Raw genomic sequence first — 25,787 nt, 5'->3', positions numbered from 1 at the left:
GGCCGCCAGCGTCATGGTAAGGGGTTAGTGGCGGCGGAAGCCGGCAAGCACGACGCCGGCGAGAATGAAAAGCCCGCCGAAGGTACGGTTCATCCAGCGGATGTGGCGCGGACTGCGCAGCAGGCTCAGGACCCGGGTCGCCAGCAGGCTGTAGCAAGACATGGCAACCAGGTCGGTGAACGCCATGGTGCCGGCAATGGCGCTGTATTGCGACAGCAGCGGGCGGCTGGCATCGAGGAACTGCGGCACGACGGCCAGCAGGAACACCGTGCCTTTGGGATTGCTGGCATTAATGAAAAAGCCCCGCATCACCAGCTCACGGACGGAGGCGCTGATGCGGGGCTGGCTGCCTGAGGCATCGACCGGTGCGGCATCGGTGCGGATCTGCTTCCAGCCCAGATAGATCAGGTAGGCCACGCCCAGCCATTTCACGATGGCAAAGCCCAATTCCGAGGTGGCCAGCAGCGCGCCCAAACCGATGCCGACAATGGCGATTTGCAGCATGATGCCGAGAATCAGCCCCAGTGTGCTCCACCAGGCGCGCGCGAAGCCATAGCGCAGTCCGGAGGACATGGCGCAAATGGCACCGGCACCGGGCGAAAAGGAAATCGCCCAGGACGCGGCAAAAAAGGCAAGCCAGGTGGAGAAAGTCATGGCGGTTCAGGCGCGCGGAAAGAAAGCGGAATTGTAAGCGGTCGGCCTGCCGGGGTTAAGCCTTGCCGCCCCGGTCGTTGCCTGAGCGCCGCACACCCGAACTGCTGCGATTGCCGCCGCCGGAACGGGCATTGCCGCCAGGGCCTGCGCTGCGCGGACGGCTGTCGCCAGAGCGCTGGCCGGGCTGGCTGCGGCGCGGAGCCGGGCCGCCACGGCCGCGCCCCAGGCTATTGCGCAGATCGCGTTCTTCACGCGGGTCAGCCGGTTCGGTCACGGCCGGAGGGGTCCAGTCGGGAATGGGGAATTGCTCGATAGGACGGCGGATCAACTTTTCAATGGCTTTGAGCAGCTTGATTTCTTCCCCGTCCACCAGCGAAATCGCCGAACCTGCGGCACCAGCGCGGCCCGTGCGGCCGATGCGGTGGACGTAGTCTTCGGGGACGTTGGGCAGCTCGAAGTTGATGACCTGCGGCAGCTGGTCGATATCCAGGCCGCGTGCGGCGATATCGGTGGCAACCAGGACAGCGACCTGGCCGTTCTTGAAACCGTCCAGGGCGCGGGTGCGCGCCGACTGGCTCTTGTTGCCGTGGATGGCGGCGGCGGACAGGCCATCTTTCACCAGCTTTTCAGCCAGGCGGTTGGCGCCGTGCTTGGTGCGGGTGAAGACCAGCACCTGATGCCAGCCGTTGTTGCGGATCAGGTGGCTGACGGCATCGCGCTTGTGCGCCTGGGCGACCAGATGCACGCTTTGGTCCACGCGCTCGGCGGTGGTATTGCGTGCGGCCACCGAGATTTCCGCCGGGTTGGCCAGGACGCCGCGCGCCAGGGTGCGGATTTCGTCGGAGAAGGTCGCGGAAAACAGCAGGTTCTGGCGTTTGGCGGGCAAGAGCGCCAGCACTTTGCGGATATCGCGGATGAAACCCATGTCCAGCATGCGGTCGGCCTCGTCGAGTACGAGGATTTCCACCGCGGACAGATCGACCGTGCGCTGCGAGGCGTGATCCAGCAGCCGGCCAGGGGTGGCGACCAGGATATCCAGCGGCTTTCTCAGCGTGGTGATTTGCGGGTTGATATTGACGCCGCCGAACATCACCATGGATTTCAGCTGGGTGTATTTACCGTAGGTTTTGACCGACTCTTCGACCTGCGCAGTGAGTTCGCGGGTCGGCGTGAGGATCAGGACGCGCGGGCGGCCAGGACGGCGACCGCCCGAGATCGGGCGCTCCAGCAGCAAGTGCAGGATGGGCAGGGTGAAGCCGGCGGTCTTGCCTGTACCAGTCTGGGCGGCCGCCATCAGGTCGCCGCCTTGCAGAACCTGCGGAATGGCTTGGGCCTGGATGGGGGTGGGCTGACTGTAACCAACGTCGGCAATGGCGCGCAGCAACGGCTCCGCGAGTCCGAGGTCGGTAAAGGAAATGGGCTGAGACAAAAGAAACTCCGGCGCCAGCCAGTTGTTCGTGAGATCAACTCCAATCGGGGCGGGCGCAATGAACGGGAGGGAGAAACACCCATGCGGGAACTGGCGGCCAGTGGGGCCGGGGCATGGATGGACACGGCATGCGGATTGGAACTGCGCGCGCGCGTAAGCATTGATTGTAGCGGACGCAGCAGGCGGGAGTCAGGATCTGTGCATCGCCATGTCAGCCGGTGGCGGACTGGCACCGGCTGACATGGATCTGAAATGGCAACAGGCCCCGGGGGCGGGGCCTGTTGAAAGGCCGGAACGGCCTTATTTGGCTTCAGGATGGCGTGTCAGGCTGCGCTGGCCGCGCGGTAACGGTATTGGCGGCCGGCTTGCCGGACGGCATCCTTACTTGGCGATCTTGCCTTGAGCCTGAACCAGCGCGTCGCGCAGGGCGATTTGCGGGTTTTCATTGCAGACTTGCAGCAGTTGCGGCTGTACCTTGGCGATACCGGCGGAATCCAGCACGGCATCTTCGACCTTGCCGTCGTTGTTGACGGCGGCAGCGAAACCGACTGCTACCGGGCGATAGCTTTCGTCCAGGGTGACGTAATCGCTGCAGAGCCACTGGGCGACGGGCTTTTCAGCATTGGCCTGGCTGGCGAAAGGCAGGACGGCGGCGCTGGCGAGAGCGATCATGCATGCGGTTTTTTTCATTTCAGACTCCGAATAAGGGTGACTGTGAAATTCGTTGGCTCCTGCACTGCAGCACCGGCAAGCGTGGAGCGCGGCTGCCGGCGATATGGCAACGCGGCTGCCTGTCGGCGTCCTGTTGCTGCCATATATTTCCTGTTAAGCATATGAGGAATATCTGGATTTTTGGAGACAAAGAAGCTCAAAAAATGTTTATAAATGAAACCATAAGCCTGAAAGGGTTATAGCTCATGTCTGGCTATCACGGCATAGTGAGGGCTGGCATGGGATTGATCTGAGTCATGAAGACGCGACTTCGGCGCGGCGGCGGTATGGCGCAGGCTGGTGTAGAGGCCCAGTGCCGTGAAACGGGCGGCGGGCAAAGGCAGGGGCCGTTGTCCGGCGCCCGGGGCGGGCGTACGAAAGGCTGATGGCCGCGGGTAGCGGCCCAGCGTGATATGCGCTTGGAAAGCGCGCGCTTCAATGGGCAGGCCGAGCTGGCGTAAAACGGTGTGGACGCTGGCGAGCAGGGCCTGGAGTTCGCTCGGGAAGGCATAGCAGGCGACTTCCACCCTGGGGGCTTGTGCGTCCGGCCAGGTTGCCCAGCCTTGGCCGGGCAGGGGCGGCAGGGGGCGTGCCAGCTGCGGCAGCGCCTGGGTCAGGGCCAGGCCTTGCTCAGGGGTGACTGCCCCCAGAAAAGCCAGCGTCAGATGCAGGTCTGCGGGCGCGACGGGCTGCACCGTGGCAGGCAGCGCGGTCTGTGACAGCGCGGCTGCGGTTGCGGCGTCCGGTATCAGGGCCAGAAAACAGCGGCGCCAGGACGAGGCACTGTGCTCGGGGCTGGCGGCAGGCTGTCCGGCGGCATGGGTGGCGGCATGGGTGGCGGCAAATATGGCGTGGCTCCATAAGAAAGGGAGAGTATGCCGCCGGAGGACGCGTGCGGCCAGGCCTGTATGAGCATTGCATGAGGCCAGCGTAAGATGGCCTGCTGGGCTGGCCTGAAAAATATATTGGACAATCTCAAAAAAACAGTGCTAGAATGCAATTCTTGCTTGTGCAAGCGTTGGCCTGGTAGCTCAGTTGGTAGAGCAGCGGATTGAAAATCCGCGTGTCGGTGGTTCGATTCCGCCCCAGGCCACCAAAAAATTCAAAATTCCTAAAAATCCCCGTATCATCGGGGATTTTTTATGTCCGCTACCTTTATCTCCTCCAAAGCCCCAACGGGCAAGCGACTGCGTCGCCTCAATGCCCGCCAGCGTAAAAAGCTGCATGCGGGCGAATTCCAGCAATTCATTTTCGAAGTCCGGGCCGCATTCAAAGCGGATGACGGCAGCGATGCCTTGCTTGATGGTTTGATCGACATGATCGAAGCGCGCGATTTGTTCTTCGGCGGCAGCATTGGCCGCGGCGTGCTCGATGGCGTGGTGTCTGCCCGCCAGGGTTCACCTTCCGAAGAAGACCGGCAAGCGGTGCAGCAATGGCTGCAGCAACGGCCCGAGGTGTCTCAAGTGACGGTCGGCGAATTGGCCGACACCTGGTACGGCTGGCATTAAGGCATCCGCATTAAGGCATTCGCATGAAGTCAGGCTTTTCAGCCTTGACGATGCCCGGGGCGGCGTGAAACGCCGCATACCCTGCGCCAGATTTCATGTTTCACCGCCTGGGCCGCAAGCCCCGGCGTGTTTTTTATCATTTAAGTAGCTATACTGGTCTAACTACTTTTATGGGTAAAGGACAAGACCATGGCGGGAGTTCAACAGCCTGGCACGGCGCGCGTGCCTGCCTATGACCGGCTGCTGGGGGCGGCGGCAATGCTGTTTTATCGGGACGGCATCGCTGGCACAGGCATAGATGCCATTGTGAAGCAGGCCGGGGTGGCCAAGAAAAGCCTCTACAACAATTTCAGTTCCAAGGCGGAGCTGGTGGCGGCGTATTTGCAGGCCCGGCATGAAGAATGGCTGGCCTTGTATCAGGCGCGGCTGAGCCTGACGGGCAGCCCGGCGGAGCAGGTTCTGGCCGTGTTCGATGCTTATGTGGATCACGCGGAGTTTGCGTACGACAAGGGCTTTCGCGGTTGCGGTCAATGGAATGCGGCGGCGGAACTGCCGGCGGACCATGAGAGCCGCCAAGCTATCCGGGCGTACAAGGAAGAAGTGGAAGCGCTGCTAGCGCGGCCTGTGGCGCGGCTGATGGACGGAGATGCGCAGCGTGCCGCGCTGCTGGCCCGGCAACTGGCGTTCCTGCTGGAAGGGGCGGTGGCCCGTGCCGGCCTGGAAGGCAATAGCCAATGCTTGAAGCAGGCCCGCCAGATGGCAGCGGTCTGGCTGGAACCCTGATGCAGACACGAAAGCATGCTGTGCCCGCCACCGCGCCAGGCGAGAGCAAGACGGCGGGCAGGGAGTATCTGCTGGGGGTGGCAGCCATCCTGTTTGCCTGCATCTTGTGGGCGACTACCGGTGTTTCGGCCACCTTCGCGCCAGAGGTCGGAGCGGCGGCCATCGGGGCCGCTGCCATGGGGATAGGGGGGCTGCTTCAGGCCGCCATTGCCGTGCGGCCCATTGCCCGCAGCATGGCGGCATTGCGTGAGCAGTGGCAGTGGTGGGTGCTGGGCGCCCTGGCCGTGGCGGTTTATCCCCTGGCCTTTTATGCCTCCATGCGCCTGGCCGGGGTCACGATAGGCACGGTGGTGTCGCTGGGTTCGGCGCCGCTGTTATCGGCAGTGATAGAGCGGGTGCTGGACGGCACGCGTGTGAGCGCCCGCTGGGCGGGCGGCGCCGCGCTGGGGCTGGCAGGCATGGGGCTGTTGAGCCTGGCGGAAGGCGGTCCTCCAGGCGCGCCGGTGGCCAGCGATGTGCCCATGGGCGTCGGCCTGGGTTTGCTGGCAGGCTTGAGTTATGCGTTGTACTCATGGGCCGCGCGGCGCCTGATGCAGCACGGTATTCCGTCGCGTGCCTCGATGGGGGCGATTTTCGGCGGCGGCGGCCTGTTGCTGATGCCGGTGCTGTTCGCGACTGGGGCGCCCTTTCTGGCGTCATGGAATAACGCGGCGGTGGGCATTTATATGGCGCTGGTGCCGATGTTCCTGGGCTATGTGTGTTTTGGCTACGGTTTGGCACGCGTTTCTGCCAGTACGGCGACCACCGTGACCTTGCTGGAGCCAGTGTTTGCGGCGGGGCTGGCGGCTGCCGTGATTGGCGAGCGCCTGCCCCCGTCGGGCTGGATAGGCGTCATCTTGATCTTGGCATGTCTGGTGTGCATTACCTGGCCGCGCCGGGCCAGCAGGGCCGTGTCCGGGGCGGCGCCATCCGCAGCCGTGTGAGCCGCGCTGGAAGGTTATTTTTTCAATTCAGGAGCAGGAAATCTGTCATGGCATTCATTTCGTGGGATGACTTCACCAAGGTCGAGTTGCGCGTCGGACGTATCGTCCAGGCGGAAGTCTTTGCTCAGGCGCGCAAGCCGGCTTTCAAACTGATGGTGGATTTTGGCCCGGAGATCGGCCAGCGCAAGTCGAGCGCGCAGATCACGGATCTTTACACGCCGGAATCCTTGCTGGGCAAGCTGGTTGTGGCGGTGGTCAATTTCCCGCCCAAGCAAATCGGGCCTTTGATGTCTGAATGCCTGGTCACCGGCTTTCACAATGAAAACGGCGCGGTTGCGCTGTGCGTGCCTGACGAGTCGGTGCCGCTGGGCACCCGGCTCTGCTAAGGCAGCGCCGGGCGCAGGGCAGGCAGCACGGCGGCGCGTCAGGCTTCTTGCAGAATGTCGCGGTAGGCCTGCGGGTCCGTGTCATTTTCCGTATTGATGAGCAGCACCCGGCTGGACGCATCCAGCGCCAGGGCCTGGCGCAGCGCCGGGACGGCCAGCACGCTGTGCAGTCCGGCCAGGCCGGCCGCGCCTGAGGCCCCGGACACAATGGTCGGATCCTGGCCTGCCGGGCGGGCGAAGACGCGCACGGCGTGCTTGATTGCCGTGTCGTCCACCGCCAGCATCATCTGACTGCCCTCGTAAATCAGCGACAGCACGGCGCGCGAGGGGTCGCCGCAGGCCAGCCCGGCGGAGATGGTATCGAACGGGCCGGGCGTGCTGCGGAATTGGCCGCCAGCGCGGGCGCTGGCCATGAGGCAGGCGGCGCTGCGCGGCTCGACCACGATGTAGCGCATCGCGGCATCGGGCCAGGTGCGTTCCAGGCTGCACATCAGCGCGGCGGCCATGCCGCCCACGCCGCCTTGCAGAAAGACGTGGGTGGGGGCTTGTGGCAGTTGCGTTTGCAGCTCCTGCGCCAGGACGCTATAGCCGGCCATCACCCATTTCGGGATGTCCTCATAGCCTTCCCAAGTGGTATCCGAGATGATTTGCCAGCCTTGTTGCGTGGAGACCTGGGCGCAGGCGCGCACGGCGTCATCGTAGCTGCCGGGCACCCGCATGATGCGCGCGCCGTATTGGGCAATGGCGGCTTCGCGGGCAGGGCTGACGCCCTCGTGCAAGAAAATCACGCAGTCTATGCCGGCACGCTGCGCGCCCCATGCCACAGAGCGGCCATGGTTGCCTTCGGTGGCGCAAGCCACGGTCATACCGCCAGGCTGCTGGGCGGCCGCCAGCGCGACGGCGTAGGCGCCGCCCAGAGCCTTGAAGCTGCCCAGTCCGAAGCGCGGGCCTTCGTCCTTGCAATGGATGGCGGCAAGCCCGGCCGCGGCCGCCATGGCAGGCAGGGACTGCAGCGGCGTGGCCTGATATTGCTCCCACCGGGTGATGTCGGCTTGCGCCTGCCGGCACAGCTCGGCGGGCACGGTGCGGGTGATGGCGGCCTGGAACGCCGCCTCGTCCCGGCTCTGGCGCCAGATGGCGTCTATGTGCAGCTGTTGCTGGAAGGCGTGCTGGCTCATTGGATCAGCTCCGGCAGGGAGACCACGCGGATATTCGCGGCGTCCAGCGCCTGGCGCACGGCGCGGGCGACGGGCACGGCCGAGGGTTCGTCGCCATGGATGCAAAAGGTGTGGACGTCGCAGGGAATGCGCTTGCCCGAGACCGAGAAAATCGCGCGCTCTTCCAGAATGCGCATGACATGGGCGACGGCTTCGTCAGGATCCTTGATGACGGAGTTTTCCAGTTCGCGCGACAGCATTTTGCCGTTGTCGTCATAGCGCCGGTCCACATAGGATTCATGGGCCACCCGCAGGCCCAGGCGGGCAGCGGCCTGCGTCATCTGTGAGCCGGTATTGGCCACATAGATCAGATCGGGATCGGCGGCCTTGATGCCCCGGCCAATGGCCATGGCGTAGTCCTCGATATCGTGCGCCATATTGTTCAGGGCGCCGTGCGGTTTCACGTGGGTAACTTTGACGTTCTGCGCCCGCGCCAGGGCCTGCAGGGCGCCGATCTGGTAAGTCACGAGATATTCCAGGTCCTTGGGGTTCATGCGGATCTGGCGGCGGCCGAAACCCCAGAGATCATTGAAGCCGGGGTGGGCGCCGACGGACACGCCGTTTTCCTGGGCCAGGCCTATGGTGCGCACCATGATGGACGGGTCTCCGGCATGCATGCCGCAGGCCACATTGGCCGAGCCGATCAGGCGCATCAGTTCGGGGTCGGCGCCGATGGTGTATTTGCCGTAGCTTTCGCCGATATCGGCGTTCAGATTGATTTTCATAGAAGACTCTCTTGATGAGTGGGTTCAGGAAGGCTTGCGCAAGAAGGAAACCAGGGCCGCCAGGGAGATCACGACAATGCCCAGCGCCACCGGGTGCTGCAGCAGCGCCTGGGGGTTGCCATTGGTGATGATCAGGCTCTGGCGCAGTGACAGTTCGAACAGCGGCCCCACGACAAAGCCGATCAGGAAAGTGATGCGCGAGAAATCAAAGCGGTGCATCAGGTAGCCCAGCACGCCGCAGCCGAACATCAGCTGCACCGAGAACATGGAGCGTGTTTCCAGATAGGAGCCGAGCATGCAAAGCATGATGACGATGGGGATGATGATGCGTACCGGCACCCGGGTGAGCTGGGCGAAGCCGACCAGCCCCAGGCGGCCCACCAGCAGCATGAGCAGGCTGGCGACCAGCATGGCGCCATAGATGCCGTAGATGAGCTGGCCGTGTTCTTCGAACATGCGCGGACCGGGCACGACGCCGTGAATCATGAAGGCCGCAATCAGCACCGCGGCCGAGACGCTGCCGGGAATCCCCAGGGCAAATAGCGGAATCAGGCTGGCTGGCGTGACGACGTTATCGGCGGTTTCGGCCGCTGCCACGCCCTTGATTTCCCCTTTGCCGAAGCAGTCGCCAGGCTTGGCCGTGCGCTTGGCCAGGCCATAGGCCAGGAAGGAGGCGACGGTAGGGCCGAGGCCGGGAATGATGCCGACGACAATCCCGACACCGCTGGATTGCACGATGGTGGGCAGCACGCGGCGGAATTCCGGCCAGCTGAGCCCCCGGTCGCGTTTGCTGGGCTGTTCGGTGAATTCGCTGCGCTCTTCGCCATGGAGCAGCAGGCGTTCGGCCTGAATGAACATTTCCGTCATGGCGAGCATGCCTACCGTGACGGCCAGCAGGGGAATGCCGTCCATCAGTTCGACGTGATCGAAGGTCATGCGCGGCATGGCGGTTTCCGCATCCATGCCGACGCAGGCGAGCAGAATGCCGAAGAGACCGGCGATCAATCCGCGGATGGCCGAGGTACCGGCCAGCGCAGCGATGAAGGTCAGCGCCAGGAACATAATGGCGGTCATTTCAACCGGGCCGACGCGCAGCGCAAAGCGGGCCAGCGGCAAGGCAATGGCGATCAGCAGCAGGGTGCCGACGAGATCGCCAATGACCGAGCCATACAGCGCGACTTTCAGGGCTTTTTCGCCTTTGCCTGCTTTGGTCAGCGGGTAGCCGTCCAGGCAGGTCGGGGCGGAACTGGGTTCTCCCGGTGTATTGAGCAGGATGGCCGTGGTCGCGCCGCCGGCACCGCTGGCCTTGGCGATGCCGATCAGGAAAGCGACGGCCGCCAGCGGCGACATGTAGTAGCTCAGCGGGACGGCTACCGCCAGCGCTGCGGGGCGGTTCAGGCCGGGCAGCACGCCGACGGCGTAGCCCAGCAGGATGCCGAGGAAGACAAACAGAATGACGGAGGGGTCGAGGGCGTCGAGCAGGCCGTTGAGTGCCATATCCATAATGGTCTCCTTGCGTCAGGCTGCGACAAAGTGGAACAGGGCCGCGATGAAGAGCGCGGGCAGCAGGCAATAGAGCCAGCGGCGTTCGCCCAGCAGGCGCATCAGGGTCGGGATCAGGAACAGCGCTCCGGCCGCCAGGCTGGCGTAGCTGACAATCAGCACGCCGACGACGCACAGCGCCATGACGCTGGTGACTGGCCGCCAGGGCAGGCGGGCCAGCAGCAGCGCCGGCGCATCGCGGCGCAGAGACAGCAGAAAGCCGGCGGCGCAGAGCACCGCCATGCCCAAGGCCGCGGCCTTGGGCAACAGCGCGGGCGATAGTCCCAGCGCATCGGCAGCCGGAATTTGCGCCGGAATGAAGCCGAAGGCCAGCCAGAGGGATATGGCGGCCAGGGCCGCCATATCCCAGGCGGGCGCCGCGCGGCGTGTTTCCAGGGGGGCGTCAGCCTCGGCGCCCGCCGCTGGCGTGGGCGGCGTGGCGTGCGGGGCGGCGTCAGGAAGGTCGTGTGGAAGGGGGTGTTGCGCGCTGGTCATGCTCAGTCTCCGCTGGTGGCATCTATCAGTTGCCGATAACCGGCAATATGCGCGTCCACGGTTTGCTCCAGCGCCGCGCCGCTCAGCACGACCGGATCAACGCTGCGGCGTTTGAGCAGCGCCAGCACATTCGGGTCGCGGCCTGCGGCATCGAAGGCGGCGGTGAGTTTGGCCTGAATGTCAGCGGGCAGCCCCTTGGGCGCGACAAACATCACCAGATTGACGCTGGAAACGTCATAGCCCTGTTCCTTGAGGGTAGGGACATCCGGCAGGCCGCTGATGCGTTCATCAGCCAGAGCCGCCAGCACCACGACATCGCCGTTTTCCGCCTGCGGGTAGTAGGCGCCAGAGCTATAGCCCAGATCCAGGTGGCCGCCCATGATCTGGGTAACGACTTCCGCGCCGCTGCGGGTCGGCACGGGTTTGAGGTTGACGCCGTCCTGCTTGGCGATATAGCGCGTCAGCATTTTGTCGAGCGCCGTATTGGAAGCGACGGTCAGCTGGCCAGCCGAGCGGGCGGCGTCGGTGGCGTCCTTGATCGTTTTCCAGCCTTTGCCGGGCAGGGCGATATAGGCTTCAGGGAACTGGCCGATGGCGGCGACATAGGAAAAATCGTCGGCGTTGTAGCCCAGCTTGGCAATCAGCGGGTCCAGGGTAATGGTGGTGGAGGTCGTGGCGACCAGGTTGTAGCCATCGGGTTTCTGGCGGGAAATGGCGGTAGCGGCCACGGCGCCGCCGGCGCCAGGTTTGTTTTCGACGACCAGCGGCTGGCCGATTTCGCGGCTGACCACGTCCGCCACGGCGCGCGCCACGATATCCGTCGTGCCGCCGGCGCCAAAGCCGACCGTGACAATGATGGGTTTCTCGGGCCAGTCGGCGCGCGCGGCGCCATGGACCAGGACGGCAAGGGTGACAAAGGATGCAAGCACGGCTTTTTTCATGTCTCTCTCCGGGTGGAAAACTGCTGTTATGTGTGCGGCATGCCTGGTCACTATAGGTAGGAGCTATTCGGGAGTCCAATGCAAATTCAACGTGTTAATTTATGCAATTCGTGCATAAGTAAAAGGCGGCCGCCGTGTTGAATTTGCGTACCGTGCAGTTGTTCATTGCCGTGGCCGAGCGCTTGAGCGTCTCGCGCGCGGCGACAGCCATGCATATCAGTCAGTCCGCGCTGTCGCGGCAGATTCAGGGCCTGGAAGAAGACCTGGGCGTGCGTTTGTTCGAGCGCGCCGGCAAGCGCTTGTCACTGACCGCGGAAGGCGAGGACTTGCTGCCGAAGATGAGCCAATTGCTGCAACAGGCCAATGGCCTGTCCGACCGCATTCAGCGTCTGCACAACGGCGAGGCGGGCTATCTCAGCCTGGGGGCGACGCCGCAGACCATTGAAGCCCTGCTGGCGCCGGTGCTGCGGGCGCTGCGCCGCAATCACAGCGGCATAGAAATCCATCTGGTCGAAGGGCCCAATGAGCGTTTGCTGGACTATGTGGAAAGCGGCACGGTGCATGCCGCTATCGCCTGGGCGCCGCACGAGCAGAAATTTGAACGCCTGGATTTGTTCAAGGCCCGCCTGTATGCGGTGCTGCCGCCCGGGCATGCGGCGGAAGGCGCCAGGGAACTGGAACTGACGCAGCTGGGGGAGGGGCCTATCCTGTCCTTGCGGCGCGGTTTCATGACGCGCAGTATGTTTGACCAGGCTTGCGAGGATGCCGGCCTGCGCCTGAACCGCATCACGGAAAGCGCCAGCACGCAGACGCTGTGGGCGCTGGCGCGCTCCGGCATGGGGGTGGCCGTGGTGTCATCCAGCGCGGTCAGCCAGTGGCACCACAAGGATGTGGTGCCTTTGACGCTCAACGGGCATTGGGTGGAAGAGGTGGTATCGGCCGTCCGCAATGTGGAGCGCTATCAGCCCCTGGCTTTGCAGGCCTTCCAGGCCGAATTGCGCAACTTCCTGCGCGATAGCCCGGAAGGCAGCCGGTTCCGGCAGTTTGTCACGACGCTGCTGTAATCGCCATGCCCATGACTCTGCATAGAGGCGCGGGCATGGCGTGCTGGCGCCGCGTGGCGCGCCTTAGCCAGCCGCTGCCAGCCCTTGCAGGATGCGGTTGTAGGCGCTGACCGCCGCCATGATGGAGGCGGTGGCGATATTTTCATGAATGCCCGCGCCGAAACGGCTGCCCGTGATGCCGGGATGCGCCATTTCAATGATGGCGATGGATTGCGCCTGCGCGCCGGCCCCCAGGCTGCGCTGCTCGTAGGCGTCGATGCGCAGCGCAGCATCCAGCGCGGCTGCGGTGGCGGCGATCGGGCCGTTGCCCTGGCCGCTGGCATTCATGGGCCGCTCAGCCTCGCCCGGCGTGGCCAGTTGCAGGCTGATTTCCTGGCCGGCGCCACCTTCTTGCAGATGATGCGACAGGTAGCGGTAGCGGCCTGGCTGCCACGGCATGAGATAGGTCTGGCGGAACAGATCCCAGATCGCTTCGCTGCTGATTTCCGTTTCGCTGGTATCGGCATGGCGCTGCACGATGGCGCTGAATTCCACCTGCATGCGGCGCGGCATGGCGATGCCGTGGTCACGTTCCAGCAGATAGGCAATGCCGCCTTTGCCGGACTGGCTGTTGACGCGCACGATGCTGTCGTAGGTGCGGCCCAGATCCTTGGGATCCACCGGCAGATAGGGCACGCGCCAGAGGCTGCCGGGCTGCTGCGCGGCGAAGCCTTTGGCGATGGCATCCTGGTGCGACCCGGAAAAAGCCGTGAACACGAGATCGCCAGCATAGGGGTGGCGCGGATGGATGGGCAGCGAGGTGCATTCTTCGGCGACCCGGGCGACGGCGGCGATATCCGAGAAATCCAGCCCGGGGTGGACGCCCTGGGTATAAAGATTGAGCGCCAGCGTGACGATATCCACGTTGCCGCTGCGTTCGCCGTTGCCGAACAGGCAGCCTTCCACCCGCTGGGCGCCAGCCAGCAAGGCTTGCTCCGCGCAGGCCACGCCGGTGCCGCGATCATTGTGCGGGTGTACCGACAGCACGATGTGCTCGCGCCGGTCCAAATGCCGGTCCATCCATTCGATCTGGTCGGCGAACACATTGGGGGTGGCGACTTCCACCGTGGTGGGCAGGTTGATGATCATGGGGCGGGCCGGGCCGGCGTCCCAGGCTGCGATGGCTGCGTTGCAGACCGCCAGCGAGACCTCCAGTTCGGCCATGCAGAAGGTTTCAGGCGAGTATTGCAGTACCCATTCGGTTTCCGGGTGCTGCGCGGTCAGCTGCTTCAGCAGCGCGATGTGTTTTTCCACCAGGGTGATGATGTCGGGCACGCTCAGCCCGAACACCAGTTCGCGCCAGGCCGGCGCAATGGCATTGTAGAAATGCACGATCACGCGGGGCGCGCCGCGCACGCTCTCCACGGTACGGCGGATCAGGTCTTCGCGCAATTGCGTCATGACCATGGGCGTGACATCGGCAGGAATCTGCGCGCCGTCGATCAAGCTGCGCACGATGTCGAAATCGGTCTGCGAGGCCGCGGGGAAGCCGACCTCGATTTCCTTGAAGCCCAGGCGGACGAGTTCGTGGAACAGGCGCAGCTTGCGCTGCCGGTTCATGGGCTCGAACAGCGCCTGGTTGCCGTCGCGCAGATCCGTGGAGAGCCAGACAGGCGCCTGGGTAATGACGCGTGACGGCCACTGGCGGTCTGCCAGCGCAATGGGCGGGAAGGGCTGATACTTGGTGTCGGGTTGCTGCAGCATGGGGAGTCTCTCCGGTGTCCTGGTGTGACTGATTCCCCTGGCTTGCCTGGGCAAGCTGCGGCGTGGTCGGGGTCAGGGGGAATCAGTGCAGGTCTGGGCGCACGCAAACGTGCTCAGACCCCGACGCAGGGTCAGGGCTAGCAGCGGGGAACGTAGCGACAAAAAGCCAGACATGGGGGAGCTCGTGATGCAGTGTTGTGCGGGCTGACCGCAGGGCGCTTGGGCGCAGCGTGTCAGTGTGGAAAAGTGTACGATGGGCATGTGTGTCTTTCTTTATTTAAAAAGACAATTCATATATGAAAAAGGACAATCTGGGCCAGCCCTCGCTGTCCCATGCCGCGACGCCAGATGAGGCAGGCGCCGGCCCTGAGGGTGAGGGGCAGGCGGTTTGCATAGAGGCAGGCCTGGGCAGGGGCGAACAGCCGCTGGCGTTCATGACCGGCGTGGCGATGGATTACCCGGCCGCGCATGCGACGCCATGGCATGCGCATGAGCGGTGCCAGTTGCTCTATGCGGTGCAGGGCGTGATGGTGGTGCAGGCGGCGACGGGCCGCTGGACGGTACCGCCGACAACCGCGGTCTGGCTGCGGCCGGAGATCGAGCATCGCTTGCTGATGCAGGGCGCGGTCAAGGTACGCAGCGTCTTTGTCACGGCGGATGCCGCCATGGGTTTGCCGGAACGCGATGGCGTGCTGCATGTGTCCGCATTGCTGCGGGAATTGATCGCCCAGGCGGCCCAGCTGGGGCTGCATGTGTGCGCCACGCGGCGGGGCCGGTTGCTGGCCGAACTCTTGCTGGAAGAACTGCGCGGCCAGCACGAACTGCCGTTCCATTTGCCCTGGCCGGAAGACACGCGCATGGCCGCCGTTTGCGAAGCCGTGCTGGCAGACCCCGCCAACAGCCAGGATGCGGACGGCTGGGCGCGGGCGCTGGCCATGAGCAGCAAAACGTTCCAGCGCCATTTCCGCCACAGCGCTGGCCTGGGTTTCGGGCGCTGGCGCCAGCAGGCACGCATGATGGCGGCGCTGGATGCCTTGTTGCAGGGGCAGGCCATCGCGCAAGTGGCGCTGCAGGCTGGCTATGAAAGCCAGAGCGCCTTCACGCTGGCTTTCAGGCATACCTTCGGCGTTTCCCCCGCGCGTTTCCGCGAGCGCATGCGCAGCGTCTGAGCGCCGTCAAAAAAATGCCCCCTGGGCCGGGTAAGCGGCTGCGGGGGCGAAGTTCACGGAGATCCCTGGAGGGGATGGGGGCGCGCGCCAGACAGGCCGGGCAAATTTCAGTGCGCGATGCAGACGGACTTGATTTCGGTGCAGCCTTCGACCGCATGGCGCCCGAATTCGCGGCCGATGCCGGATTGCTTGTAGCCGCCGAAGGGCATGCTCGGATCCAGCAACACATGGGTGTTGACCCAGACCGTGCCGGCCTCGATGCGCGGGATCAGGTTCATGGCGCGGCTGATGTCGCTGGTCCAGAGGCTGGCGCCCAGGCCGTAGTGGCTGTCGTTGGCGAGTTGCACGGCTTCTTCGTCGCTTTCGAAGGTCAGCACGGAGAGCACTGGCCCGAAGATTTCCTCGCGTGCCACCTTCATCTCTTGCGACACGCCAGACAGAATCGTGGGCTGCACGAAGAATCCCGGCGCATCGACGGGCTTGCCGCCGGCGGCAAGCGTGGCGCCTTCCTGGCGGGCGGATTCGATGTAGCTTTCGATGGCCTGCTGCTGGCGGCGCGAGACCACCGGATTGACCTGCGCGCCGGGATCCATGCCCGGGCCTAGCGTCAGGGTAGATACGGCGCCCGACAGCGCATTGACGAACTCGTCATGGCGCGACTTGTGCACATAGATGCGCGATGCGGCGGCGCAGACCTGGCCCTGGTTCAGCAGGCCGCCCAGCATCACGCCTTGCACGGCTTTGCCGATGTCGGCATCGGCAAAGACCATCATCGGGTTTTTGCCGCCCAGTTCCAGTGTAAAGCGGGCCATGTGTTCCACAGCGGCGTGGCCGACCAGCTTGCCGGTCTGGGTGGAGCCGGTGAAAGACACCTTGGCGATGAGCGGGTGCGATACCAGCGCCTGGCCGGTTGCGCCGGCGCCGGTCACCACATTGAAGACGCCGGGCGGCACGCCCGCCTCCAGCGCCAGTTCTGCCAGGCGCAAGGCCGACAGCGGCGTTTCCGGCGAGGGCTTGATGACGACGCTGCAGCCAGCCGCCAGCGCGGGCATGACTTTCCACGCGGCGATCATCAGCGGAAAGTTCCAGGGCACGATGCCTGCCACCACGCCTACCGGTTCGCGCCGGGTGTAGCCGGTGTAGCGTGTGCCTGGCGGCATGGCGATGGAGAGATCCAGCGATTCACCGTGCAGCTTGGTAGCCCAGCCGGCCATATAGCGCATGAATTCCGTGGTGGCGCCGGTGTCCAGCGCGCGCGACAGATTGATGGATTTGCCCTGGTTAAGGGTTTCGATCTGCGCCAGCTCTTCGGCGTGGGCTTCCACCAGCGCTGTAAAGGCCAGCAGAATGCGTTCACGGTCGGCCGGGCGCAAGCCGCTCCAGCGGCCATCGCGCAGCGCCGTGTGGGCGCTGCGCACGGCCTGGTCCACGGTATCGGCATCGCTGTCGCCGGCAGTGGCGATGGTTTCGCCGCTAGCGGGGTTATAGACCGGCAGGGTGCGGCTGGCCGCGATTGCCTTGCCTTCGATAAAGCTGCCGTGCGGGCGGGCCAGGAATGCCTGTACGGCAGCCAGCAGTTCGACTTGCGCCATGATCGTTGTCTCCATGAATTTATTGTGCGCACGGATACGGGCCGGTGCGATGAGACCGATATTAGGAGTAATGGCGCAGGGGGGATTTGTTGTGCCTGCCTAGTTCATGTGTCAGGCTGCCAGCAGGGCGTAAGTGGCGGGCGTGGCCGAAGGGGGGCGGAAATAGCGGTGGCGGCAGGGCTCAGCCAGCCAGAGATTTGCCAGTGTGCTGACGCCGGTATTCGCCCGGCGCCATGCCAAAGCGTGTCTTGAAGGCCGTGGAAAAATGGCTGGAATCGGTAAAGCCCCAGGCATACCCCACGGCAGCGAGCTTTTGCGGGCAGTTGGCCCCGCGCAGGGTGTCGGCGCATAGATCCAGACGCCGGTTGCGGATGTATTGGGCGACGACCAACCCTTGGGTGGCGAACAGGCGATAGAGTCCGCGCACGGAAATCCCTATGCTTTGGGCAATCATTTCCGGGGTGAGGGCATCGGCGTCGATATGCCGGTCGATGAAATCCAGCGCCTGTTGCAGGCGGTCAGCGCCAGGGTGGCGCGGCTCTTCCGCAGGGCCCAGGGCGGGCCTCAGCAAATGCACGACGGCGTCCAGGGCGGCTTCGCCCTCGGTGCGGCTCAAGCCGTGATGGGTCTGGCGCAAAGTAGCCAGGATCAGGTGGCGCGCCAAGCCGGCCGCCGAGGTGGAAGCTGGCACCCGCTGGGCGCAGCGCACGCGGATGGCGCGCAGGTTCCGTTCGATGGCCTGGCGCGGCAGGATCAGTGAAACCTGGCGGGAGTTCGCCATGTATTTCACGCTGAACGGGTGCGCGCCATCGACCAGGGTCATGTCGCCCGGCGACAGCACGGTTTCCGTATCGCTTTGCGCGACGCCGCAGTGTCCGCGCAGTTGCAGCACGGCGAAGAACTTGCTGCTGTCGTCCGCCTGGACTTCTTCTGGCGTGCGGTACAGGCGCGTGCCGCCGCTGGCATCCACCATGCTGGCCCGCACGGCGCTGCTTTCATAGGCTTTCAGGCCGCCGCTGAAACCGCCAGCGTGCAGGTCTGCGCGAAAGCGCCCGCAAGTCTGGTTGATGGCGGTAATCCAGGCGTCGAATGCCCGGTCGGGTACGGAATGTCTGGCAGCGGCCATGCCTGTCCAAGCCTTTGCTTGCGGTCGCGGAAGGTCCTGAGGCCGCAGTCGGTGTGATCAGGCCGCTGGCCAAGCAGGGCCAGGCGGCAAATGGAGTGCTGCAATCAAACCATGAAGCGCGGGGGGATTCATTTAGGGTTAACCCAAGAATCTGCGTGCGGGTTAACCCGGGTGCGGCCAGGGGGAAGGCCAGGCGTGTCACGGGGGAGCAGGAACGTGGCACGGTCGTTATATACCGAAAAACGAAATTTAGAGGTTAATGAATAGGTGCGAGCCGCCCTTTTGCCTGGCGCTCTTCACGACACAACAACGAAAAAAAAGGAGCCCCGCATCATGACTGACCACAATGTTTCTGCCCCCGCCCGCCCTGGCCTGCCGCCGTTCTTCCGCGGGCGCCTGGCGCGTGCCGTGTTGAGCATGGCGGCTGCCGGGCTGGCCGGGCTGGCTGTGCCGGCGGCCCAGGCCGCCGGCACGCCGGATCCGGGCGACTATATGCCTGCCCCGGCCGGCGCCACCGTATTTGCGCTGTATGCGCAGCACATGAAATCCGACAAGGTTTATGCCAGCGGCCACAAGGTCGAGGATGGGCTGGGATTGCGGCTGGATATTGGCGTGGCGCGCCTGATGCACTATATGAGCGTTGGCGGCAAGACCATGGATGTCGAGGTCATCCTGCCTTATGCGCGCCAGCGCGTCCGCTCCATGGATGACCGCGAGCGCGGCCTGGGCAACCTGCAACTGGGCACCACTTACTGGATGCTGGAAGACACCGAAGCCGGCCGCTACGCGGCATGGGCGGCTTATCTGACGCTGCCGACGGGGTCGCATCGCAAGGATGGCTTTGCCATCAGCGAAGACCGCTATGCGCTCGATCTTGAGGCTGCCTACCTGACCCCTTTGGGCGGGCGCTGGTCGCTGGATCTCATCGGGCAGCTTGAAGCCTATACCCATGACGGCGCGGCCGATACGCACCGCCGGCCCATGGCGCGCGCTTTTGCGCATGTGAGCTACCACTGGTCGGAACAGACCCGGCTGGCCTTTACCGTGCGCCAGAGCTGGGGGTCGCGTGAAACGCTGTATGGCGACAAGGTGCTGGGTTCCAAGAACGATACCAATCTGATGCTTACCTGGGCGCATCAATTCACGGACAGCTTCCAGTTGCAGTTGCAGTATGCCGAAGATGTCCATGTGCGCAATGGCAGCCCGCTGCGGGCCGTGCAGGCGCGGACGGTCTTTGTATTCTGATGCCGGCGGGGCGCCTGCCGCAGGCTGAGGCGCCAGTCCTGGCTTGCAGGCCGGAATGCTTCGCGCAAGGGCTATTCCGGCGCAGCCAAAGGATAAGAATTGTGAGAAAAACGCAGTCTTAGTATTTTCCTGGGTGGGAAATAGTGCCGGTTCTCCTTAACAATGTTGCTAGAATGGATAAGCAGGCATTCCGAGCTGTACCCATATGTCTATATCCGTCAGTTGATGCAGTTTTGTTTCAAGGAGATGGTATGAAAAAGCATATTCTGGCCGCAGCGATTTTCGCACTGGCCGCAGGTAGCGGTATGGCACAGGCAAGCGACACGCTGGCCAAGATTCGCGATAGCGGCGCCGTGACGCTGGGCGTGCGTGAATCTTCCGGGCTGGGCTACACCCTGGGTAACGGCAAGTACGTCGGTTTCCACACGGAAATGGCTGAAAACGTCATTGACGATCTGCGCAAGGATCTTGGGCTTGAGAAAATCGAAATCAAATATCAGCCCATCACTTCGCAGAACCGCATTCCGCTGATCCAGAACGGCAGCGTTGATTTCGAATGCGGCTCCACCACCAATAATCGCGCCCGTCAGAAGGACGTGGACTTTGCCCACACCACCTATGTGGAAGAAGTCCGTATGGCCACCAAGGCGGATTCCGGCATCAATTCCGTCGCCGACCTCAATGGCAAGAATGTTGCCGTGACGACCGGCACGACGTCTGTGCAGACGCTGCGCCGTAACAAGCGCGCCGAAGGCATAGACTTCAAGGAAGTCATGGGCAAGGATCACGCCGACAGCTTCCTGCTGCTGGAAACCGGCCGCGCCGATGTGTTCGTGATGGATGGTTCCATTCTGGCGGCGAATATTTCCAAGTCGCGCAGCCCGGCGGATTACAAGATCGTCGGCGAAGTGCTGTCGGTCGAGCCGATTGCCTGCATGCTGCGCAAGGATGATGAGGCTTTCAAGGCCGCCATCAACAAGAGTATCGACCGCCAGATTGCCGACGGGACCCTGGCCGCGCTGTGGGATAAGTGGTTCCTGAAACCCACGCCGCCTGCTGGCGCCGTCGTGGGCCTGCCTCTGTCCGAAGCCACCAAGCAGGCTTGGGAACACCCGAACGACAAGCCCATGGAAGATTACGTCATCCAGTAATCCCGGCGGTTATGTAGTTAGCATCATGCGTTGATCTTTCTGAAGTCCAGGCGCCCCTGCAGTAGCACTGAGGGGCGCCTTTTTTCTGCAATTTCCCAGGCCCGGGCCGGCGTTTTCTCCTGGTGGCGGGCAACCAAGGTTGCAAAGGGGGCAGTATGAGTTGGGATTGGCAGATTTTCTGCCAGGACAATCTGGACCAGCGGGTGGTCGAAGGTTGTTTTGGCAAGGGAGGGGACGTCACCTACCTGGACTGGATGCTGTCGGCCTGGGGCTGGACGATTTCGGTCTCCCTGTCGGCGCTGGTCTTGTCGCTGGCGCTGGGGTTTCTGGTCGGCACGATACGCACGCTGCCCAATAGCCGGGTGTGGGCGCGGCTGGGCAATGCCTGGGTGGAGCTGTTCCGCAATATCCCCCTGCTGGTGCAAATCTTCCTCTGGTACCACGTAGTGCCGTCGCTGATCCCTGCCATGCGCCACGTCTCCGGCTTTACCCTGGTGGTCTGTGCGTTGGGCGTCTTTACTTCCGCGCGTATCGCCGAACAGGTGCGCGCCGGGATCCAGTCCTTGCCGCGCGGCCAGCGTTACGCGGGCATGGCGCTGGGCTTCACAACGTTCCAGTCTTACCGCTATGTGCTGTTGCCGCTGGCGTTCCGGATCATCATTCCGCCGCTCACCAGCGAATCCATGAATATCGTCAAGAACTCGTCGGTCGCCTTCGCGGTGTCGATTGCCGAGCTGACCATGTTCGCCATGCAGGCACAGGAAGAAACTTCCCGCGGGGTTGAAATCTACCTGGGCGTGACGCTGCTCTACATCATCACGGCCTTCGCCATCAATCGCGTCATGACCTTTATTGAGACGCGCCTGACCATCCCGGGCTTTATCGCCAGCGGCGGCAATCAGGGAGGGCACTGAGCATGAATCTCGATTTCGGTTTTTATAACTGGGCGCTGATCAGCGATTATGTGCTCAAGGGCTTTTACTTCAGCGTATGGCTGACGGTCGTTGCCACGCTGGGCGGCATTGCGCTGGGCACCATGCTGGCGCTGATGCGCCTGTCGGGCCGGCGCTGGCTGGTTCTGCCGGCCGCCATCTATGTCAACGGCATGCGCAGCATCCCGCTGGTGATGGTCATTTTGTGGTTCTTCCTGCTGGTGCCGCTGATTGTCGGTTTTCCGGTGGGCGCGGGCACATCGGCCGTGGTGACTTTCGTGGCTTTCGAGGCCGCCTACTTCAGCGAAATCATGCGGGCGGGCATTCAGGCCATTCCCCGCGGCCAGGTGCATGCCGGGCAGGCCTTGGGCATGACGTACGGCCAGAACATCCGCATCGTGGTGCTGCCGCAGGCCTTGCGCAATATGCTACCGGTCTTGCTGACGCAAACCATCATCCTGTTCCAGGATACGTCGCTGGTCTATGCCATTGGCGCCTATGACATGCTCAAGGGCTTCGAGACCGCGGGCAAGAACTTCGGCCGGCCCATCGAAGCCTATATTGCCGCGGCTGTCGCCTACTTCATCATCTGCTATGCATTGTCTTGGCTCGTCAAGCAACTGCATCGCAAGATCGCCATCATTCGTTAGTCAGAAGGGAAGCACAAGATGATTGAAATGAAGAATGTCTCGAAATGGTATGGCGACATCCAGGTGCTGACCGATTGTTCAACGAACATCGAAAAAGGGGAAGTCGTGGTGGTGGCGGGGCCGTCCGGTTCCGGCAAGTCCACCTTGATTAAAACCATCAATGCGCTGGAGCCGTTTCAGCAGGGAGAAATCTGGGTTGACGGCACGCCGGTTCATGACCGCAAGACCAATCTGCCCAAATTGCGCAGCCGGGTCGGTATGGTGTTCCAGCATTTTGAGCTGTTTCCCCATCTGTCAGTCACTGAAAACCTGACCGTCGCGCAGATGAAGGTACTGGGGCGCAGCAAGGACGAAGCGCACGAACATGGTCTGAAGTATCTGGATCGTGTGGGCCTGCTTGCGCACAAGAACAAGTACCCGGGGCAATTGTCGGGTGGCCAGCAGCAGCGTGTGGCCATTGCGCGGGCGCTGAGCATGGACCCCATCGTCATGTTGTTCGATGAGCCGACCTCCGCGCTGGACCCGGAAATGGTGGGTGAAGTGCTCGATGTCATGGTCGGATTGGCGCACGATGGCATGACCATGATGTGCGTGACCCATGAAATGGGTTTTGCCCGCAAGGTCAGCAGCCGGGTTATTTTCATGGATGTCGGCGGCAAGATCCTGGAAGATTGCCCGACCGATGAATTCTTCGGCGACCCGGAAGCCCGTCAGCCGCGCACCAAGGATTTCCTGCACAAAATCCTGGCGCATTGAGTTTGCCAGAGAGACTCCGGCAGGCCCGCCAGCCATGTGCTGACGGGCCTGTTTGCATCAGGGCGGGTGGGGCCCGCTGGCTTGGCCATCAGCGGGGCCCAGGGCGCTCAGCAGCCAATGCTTGAAGACTTCAAAGGCATCATGCGGCCGCAGGCGGCGCGGATGGACCAGATAGTGGCCGATGTAGCGGATTTCCCGGGAGTTGTGGCGCAGCGGGGCAAGCAAACGCCCGGATTGCAATTCCCGCTCGGCCAGCAAGGTAGATTCCAGCACAACGCCCAGGCCATCTGCGGCTGCCGCAATCGCCATGGAGCTGCGGTCGAAGCGCAGCCCGTAGTGCGTGGGAGGCAGCAGGTTGTTGGCTTCGAACCAGCCTTTCCACTGGCGCATTTGCACATCGCATTGAATCAAGGTCTGGTGGTACAGATCCTGGGGGGAGCGGATGCTGGCGGCCAGGGCCGGGCTGCATAGCGGGGTCAGGCTTTCCAGCGCGAGCGGAATTTTTTCATGGGGCGAAGGGCGCGGTTCGCCATAGACGATATCCAGATCGAAAGCGTCGGTTTCAAAGTCGGCATAGTCGGTGCTGGCCGAGAACCGCAGGTCGATATTGGGATGGTCGCGGACGAAATCCGCCAGCCTTGGCATTAGCCACTGGGTGGCGAAGCTGGGGGCCGTGTGCAGGCGCAGCGGCTTGGGCTCGTCGGCAGCAATCAGCGCGAAGCCGCGGCGCATTTCTTCCAGCCCGCGCTGAATATGTTCCAGTAGCAATTCGCCGTGCCGCGTCAGGCGGACTTCGCGCGTGCTGCGCTCGAACAGCGTCAAACCGGTGTCGGTTTCCAGCTTGCGTATGGCATGGCTGATGGCGCTGGGAGACAGGCTGAGTTCATGCGCAGCCGTGGCAAAGGATTGGGCGCGTCCGGCCGCCTCGAAAATGCGCAATGCAGGCAATGGAATCTTGCGAAACAGGCCAGCGCTTATAGATGAATTCATTTCATCAATCCTTGTAAATAATCCTTTTGTCACTGTTATATCGTGAATGATAGTCTCCTTTCGTGAGTCCAGGCGCCGATCAGGACAGCCGGGACGTTTGACTCGGAAAGGAGTGGAGACAATGACTGAAACAACAGAAGCGGAAGCGGCCCAGGCCGGCCTCGTGACCCGCCTGGCCGATCACGCCTGGCGTATCAGGCGCTTTGCCTTGCGCATGGGCGAAGTGCAGGGGCAAGGTTATGTAGGCCAGGCGCTAGGCTGGGCTGACGTTCTGGCCGTGGCCTATTGCCATGCCATGCAATATCGTGCGGATGAACCGGAATGGGAAGGACGGGACCGGTTCCTGTTGTCCCATGGGCATTATGCAATTGCCCTGTATGCGGCCCTGATTGAAGCCGGTGTGATTGCCGAAAGTGAACTGGAAACCTATGGCTCCGACGATAGCCGTCTGCCCATGTCAGGCATGGCGAGCTACACGCCGGGCATGGAAATGTCCGGCGGTTCCTTGGGGCAAGGCCTGGCCATCGGGGTCGGCATGGCGCTGGGGCTGCGCGCCAAGCAGAATCCGGCATATGTCTATGTGTCCATGTCCGACGGTGAGCTGGATGAAGGCGCGGTTTGGGAAGCCGCCTTATCTGCCGCGCACCATGGTTTGTCCCGCCTGATCGTGCTGGTTGACCTGAACCGGCAGCAAGCCGACGGCAATCCGGCGGACATTCTGCGCGTGGAACCCCTGGAGGAAAAATGGCGTGCCTTTGGCTGGCATGTGCAGCGGGTCGATGGCAATGATTTGCCTGCGGTCATCCAGGCATTCGATCACGCGCGCCAGTCTCCCGAAGCGGCGCCCCGCATCATTCTGTTCGACACGCTCATGGGCAAGGGCGTGTCTTTTCTCGAAACGCGCGAGAAAAACCATTTCATCCGGGTCGAGGCCAATGAATGGCAAGAGGCCATCGCATTGCTGGACGCGGCGCATCATCAAGGAGGCCAGGCATGAGTCAGACCACTATGAAGAAACCCAAGCTGACGACCTCGGCGATGATTGCCTCCATTGCGGGCGAAGGCCAGGCGACCAAAGCGGCGCCTTTCGGCCATGCCCTGGTGGAGCAGGCCCGGAAAAATGATCGCATCGTCGGGCTGACCGCTGATTTGTCCAAATATACGGATTTGCATATCCTCGCGCAGGCAATGCCGGAACGCCATTTCCAGATGGGGATGGCAGAACAGTTGCTGATGGCCGCCGCGGGCGGCATGGCGAAAGAAGGCTGCATCCCGTTTGCCACGACCTATGCCGTTTTCGCCACCCGGCGGGCGTATGACTTCATTCATCAGGTCATCGCCGAAGAAAATCTGAACGTTAAGATTTGCGCTGCTTTGCCTGGCCTGACGACAGGGTACGGCCCCAGCCATCAGGCGACTGAGGACCTGGCCATGATGCGCGCCGTGCCCGGCATGACGGTGCTGGACCCTTGCGATGCGCTGGAAACCGAACAGGCAGTGGCTGCCATGGTGGCGCATGAAGGGCCGGTCTATATGCGCTTGCTGCGCGGCAAAGTGCCGCTGGTGCTCGACGAGTATGGCTACCAGTTCGAAATGGGCAAGGCCAAATTGCTGCGTGACGGGCGCGATGTGCTGATCATCGCATCGGGCATCATGACCATGCGCGCTCTGGAAGTGGCCAAACAGCTGGCCGGGGATGCGGTGGATGTTGGCGTTCTGCATGTGCCTACCCTCAAGCCGCTGGATGAGCAGGAAATCATTGCGCAGTGCAGGCGCGAGGGCCGTTTGGTGGTGGTGGCGGAAAACCATTCCCAGATCGGCGGCCTGGGGGAAGCCGTCGCCATGGCTTTGCTGCTGGCAGGGGTGATGCCGGTCTTGAAACATGTGGCTTTGCCTGACCGTTTCCTGGATGCTGGCGCCTTGCCGACTTTGCATGACCGGTACGGGATTTCCACGCAGTCCATGGTCACTGCCATCAAGCAGTGGCTGGTGTAA

26 protein-coding genes and 1 tRNA gene are annotated in these 25,787 nt (G+C 63.1%); 14 read left to right on the top strand and 13 right to left on the bottom strand.

Going from position 1 to position 25,787, the window contains the following annotated elements; all coding sequences use genetic code 11:
- Positions 1-24 precede the first annotated feature (24 nt).
- The 4 genes from ACTJGZ_RS01610 to thpR form a co-directional block, all read right to left on the bottom strand.
- Positions 25-654, bottom strand: coding sequence for a LysE family transporter (locus tag ACTJGZ_RS01610; protein WP_441661204.1), 630 nt, complete (start codon positions 652-654; stop codon positions 25-27).
- 55 nt (positions 655-709) lie between these two features.
- On the bottom strand, positions 710-2,083 hold the full coding sequence (locus tag ACTJGZ_RS01605) for a DEAD/DEAH box helicase (RefSeq protein ID WP_441661203.1): 1,374 nt from the start codon (positions 2,081-2,083) through the stop codon (positions 710-712).
- Between the two features lie 381 nt (positions 2,084-2,464).
- A complete protein-coding gene (gene hdeA / locus ACTJGZ_RS01600; protein ID WP_441661202.1) occupies positions 2,465-2,773 on the bottom strand; it encodes an acid-activated periplasmic chaperone HdeA in 309 nt (102 codons plus the stop codon).
- Between the two features lie 218 nt (positions 2,774-2,991).
- The gene (gene thpR / locus ACTJGZ_RS01595) at positions 2,992-3,552 is read right to left on the bottom strand and encodes an RNA 2',3'-cyclic phosphodiesterase (protein WP_441661263.1); all 561 of its coding nucleotides are present in this window, start codon (positions 3,550-3,552) and stop codon (positions 2,992-2,994) included.
- 262 nt (positions 3,553-3,814) lie between these two features.
- On the opposite strand from thpR, the gene ACTJGZ_RS01590 reads away from it, so the two are divergent.
- The 5 genes from ACTJGZ_RS01590 to ACTJGZ_RS01570 all read left to right on the top strand — a co-directional run bounded on the left by ACTJGZ_RS01590 (position 3,815) and on the right by ACTJGZ_RS01570 (position 6,454).
- Positions 3,815-3,890, top strand: a tRNA-Phe gene (locus tag ACTJGZ_RS01590).
- 46 nt (positions 3,891-3,936) lie between these two features.
- Positions 3,937-4,302 (top strand): YggL family protein, encoded by a 366-nt coding sequence (locus ACTJGZ_RS01585; protein ID WP_441661201.1) that lies wholly within the window; start codon positions 3,937-3,939, stop codon positions 4,300-4,302.
- A gap of 189 nt (positions 4,303-4,491) precedes the next feature.
- On the top strand, positions 4,492-5,085 hold the full coding sequence (locus ACTJGZ_RS01580; RefSeq protein ID WP_441661200.1) for a TetR/AcrR family transcriptional regulator: 594 nt from the start codon (positions 4,492-4,494) through the stop codon (positions 5,083-5,085).
- Positions 5,085-6,068, top strand: a complete 984-nt coding sequence (locus tag ACTJGZ_RS01575) for a DMT family transporter (RefSeq protein ID WP_441661199.1) — start codon at positions 5,085-5,087, stop codon at positions 6,066-6,068. The genes ACTJGZ_RS01580 and ACTJGZ_RS01575 overlap by 1 nt, the downstream gene beginning before the upstream one ends.
- 47 nt (positions 6,069-6,115) lie before the next feature.
- On the top strand, positions 6,116-6,454 hold the full coding sequence (locus tag ACTJGZ_RS01570; protein WP_441661198.1) for a tRNA-binding protein: 339 nt from the start codon (positions 6,116-6,118) through the stop codon (positions 6,452-6,454).
- 38 nt (positions 6,455-6,492) lie between these two features.
- Here ACTJGZ_RS01570 and ACTJGZ_RS01565 read toward each other — a convergent pair whose 3' ends face one another.
- The 5 genes from ACTJGZ_RS01565 to ACTJGZ_RS01545 are packed head-to-tail and all read right to left on the bottom strand — an operon-like array spanning position 6,493 to position 11,374.
- The gene (locus tag ACTJGZ_RS01565) at positions 6,493-7,632 is read right to left on the bottom strand and encodes a diaminopropionate ammonia-lyase (protein ID WP_441661197.1); all 1,140 of its coding nucleotides are present in this window, start codon (positions 7,630-7,632) and stop codon (positions 6,493-6,495) included.
- Positions 7,629-8,396: a LamB/YcsF family protein gene (locus ACTJGZ_RS01560; protein ID WP_441661196.1), complete on the bottom strand. Its 768-nt coding sequence runs from the start codon at positions 8,394-8,396 to the stop codon at positions 7,629-7,631. The genes ACTJGZ_RS01565 and ACTJGZ_RS01560 overlap by 4 nt, the downstream gene beginning before the upstream one ends.
- A gap of 24 nt (positions 8,397-8,420) precedes the next feature.
- Positions 8,421-9,899: a tripartite tricarboxylate transporter permease gene (locus ACTJGZ_RS01555; RefSeq protein WP_441661195.1), complete on the bottom strand. Its 1,479-nt coding sequence runs from the start codon at positions 9,897-9,899 to the stop codon at positions 8,421-8,423.
- Positions 9,900-9,914: 15 nt separating this feature from the next.
- Positions 9,915-10,433 carry a hypothetical protein gene (locus ACTJGZ_RS01550; protein WP_441661194.1) on the bottom strand — a complete coding sequence of 173 codons (519 nt, stop codon included), beginning with the start codon at positions 10,431-10,433 and terminating at the stop codon, positions 9,915-9,917.
- A 2-nt stretch (positions 10,434-10,435) separates the two neighbouring features.
- Positions 10,436-11,374 carry a Bug family tripartite tricarboxylate transporter substrate binding protein gene (locus tag ACTJGZ_RS01545; RefSeq protein WP_441661193.1) on the bottom strand — a complete coding sequence of 313 codons (939 nt, stop codon included), beginning with the start codon at positions 11,372-11,374 and terminating at the stop codon, positions 10,436-10,438.
- A 134-nt stretch (positions 11,375-11,508) separates the two neighbouring features.
- On the opposite strand from ACTJGZ_RS01545, the gene ACTJGZ_RS01540 reads away from it, so the two are divergent.
- The gene (locus ACTJGZ_RS01540) at positions 11,509-12,438 is read left to right on the top strand and encodes a LysR family transcriptional regulator (protein ID WP_441661192.1); all 930 of its coding nucleotides are present in this window, start codon (positions 11,509-11,511) and stop codon (positions 12,436-12,438) included.
- Between the two features lie 63 nt (positions 12,439-12,501).
- Here the strand turns inward: ACTJGZ_RS01540 and ACTJGZ_RS01535 are convergent, their stop codons facing one another.
- Positions 12,502-14,181: a 2-isopropylmalate synthase gene (locus tag ACTJGZ_RS01535; protein WP_441661191.1), complete on the bottom strand. Its 1,680-nt coding sequence runs from the start codon at positions 14,179-14,181 to the stop codon at positions 12,502-12,504.
- Between the two features lie 296 nt (positions 14,182-14,477).
- Between ACTJGZ_RS01535 and ACTJGZ_RS01530 the strand changes: the two genes are divergently transcribed.
- Positions 14,478-15,350, top strand: coding sequence for an AraC family transcriptional regulator (locus ACTJGZ_RS01530; protein WP_441661190.1), 873 nt, complete (start codon positions 14,478-14,480; stop codon positions 15,348-15,350).
- Between the two features lie 107 nt (positions 15,351-15,457).
- Here the strand turns inward: ACTJGZ_RS01530 and ACTJGZ_RS01525 are convergent, their stop codons facing one another.
- Positions 15,458-16,942 carry an aldehyde dehydrogenase family protein gene (locus ACTJGZ_RS01525; RefSeq protein WP_441661262.1) on the bottom strand — a complete coding sequence of 495 codons (1,485 nt, stop codon included), beginning with the start codon at positions 16,940-16,942 and terminating at the stop codon, positions 15,458-15,460.
- A 181-nt stretch (positions 16,943-17,123) separates the two neighbouring features.
- Positions 17,124-18,068 carry a transcriptional regulator FeaR gene (feaR, locus tag ACTJGZ_RS01520; RefSeq protein WP_441661189.1) on the bottom strand — a complete coding sequence of 315 codons (945 nt, stop codon included), beginning with the start codon at positions 18,066-18,068 and terminating at the stop codon, positions 17,124-17,126.
- 333 nt (positions 18,069-18,401) lie between these two features.
- Between feaR and ACTJGZ_RS01515 the strand changes: the two genes are divergently transcribed.
- From ACTJGZ_RS01515 to ACTJGZ_RS01495, 5 genes are all read left to right on the top strand, one after another.
- Complete coding sequence (locus ACTJGZ_RS01515) at positions 18,402-19,313, top strand: transporter (protein WP_441661188.1); 912 nt, start codon at positions 18,402-18,404, stop codon at positions 19,311-19,313.
- A gap of 251 nt (positions 19,314-19,564) precedes the next feature.
- Complete coding sequence (locus ACTJGZ_RS01510) at positions 19,565-20,464, top strand: amino acid ABC transporter substrate-binding protein (RefSeq protein ID WP_441661187.1); 900 nt, start codon at positions 19,565-19,567, stop codon at positions 20,462-20,464.
- A gap of 155 nt (positions 20,465-20,619) precedes the next feature.
- Positions 20,620-21,378 (top strand): amino acid ABC transporter permease, encoded by a 759-nt coding sequence (locus tag ACTJGZ_RS01505; protein WP_441661186.1) that lies wholly within the window; start codon positions 20,620-20,622, stop codon positions 21,376-21,378.
- Positions 21,379-21,380: 2 nt separating this feature from the next.
- The gene (locus ACTJGZ_RS01500) at positions 21,381-22,046 is read left to right on the top strand and encodes an amino acid ABC transporter permease (protein ID WP_441661185.1); all 666 of its coding nucleotides are present in this window, start codon (positions 21,381-21,383) and stop codon (positions 22,044-22,046) included.
- A gap of 18 nt (positions 22,047-22,064) precedes the next feature.
- Positions 22,065-22,802, top strand: coding sequence for an amino acid ABC transporter ATP-binding protein (locus tag ACTJGZ_RS01495; protein WP_441661184.1), 738 nt, complete (start codon positions 22,065-22,067; stop codon positions 22,800-22,802).
- Positions 22,803-22,859: 57 nt separating this feature from the next.
- Here ACTJGZ_RS01495 and ACTJGZ_RS01490 read toward each other — a convergent pair whose 3' ends face one another.
- Entirely contained in the window at positions 22,860-23,792 is a 933-nt protein-coding gene (locus tag ACTJGZ_RS01490; protein ID WP_441661183.1) for a LysR substrate-binding domain-containing protein, read from the bottom strand.
- Between the two features lie 121 nt (positions 23,793-23,913).
- On the opposite strand from ACTJGZ_RS01490, the gene ACTJGZ_RS01485 reads away from it, so the two are divergent.
- Together ACTJGZ_RS01485 and ACTJGZ_RS01480 are read left to right on the top strand one after the other, a co-directional pair.
- Positions 23,914-24,789: a transketolase gene (locus tag ACTJGZ_RS01485; RefSeq protein WP_441661182.1), complete on the top strand. Its 876-nt coding sequence runs from the start codon at positions 23,914-23,916 to the stop codon at positions 24,787-24,789.
- Positions 24,786-25,787 carry a transketolase family protein gene (locus ACTJGZ_RS01480; protein WP_441661181.1) on the top strand — a complete coding sequence of 334 codons (1,002 nt, stop codon included), beginning with the start codon at positions 24,786-24,788 and terminating at the stop codon, positions 25,785-25,787. Before ACTJGZ_RS01485 ends, ACTJGZ_RS01480 begins: the two co-directional genes overlap by 4 nt.

The organism is Kerstersia sp. (assembly GCF_052103615.1).
Lineage (GTDB): Bacteria > Pseudomonadota > Gammaproteobacteria > Burkholderiales > Burkholderiaceae_B > Kerstersia.
Note: the sequence above shows the minus strand (reverse complement) of the source record. Positions and strands in the feature narration are given on the sequence as shown.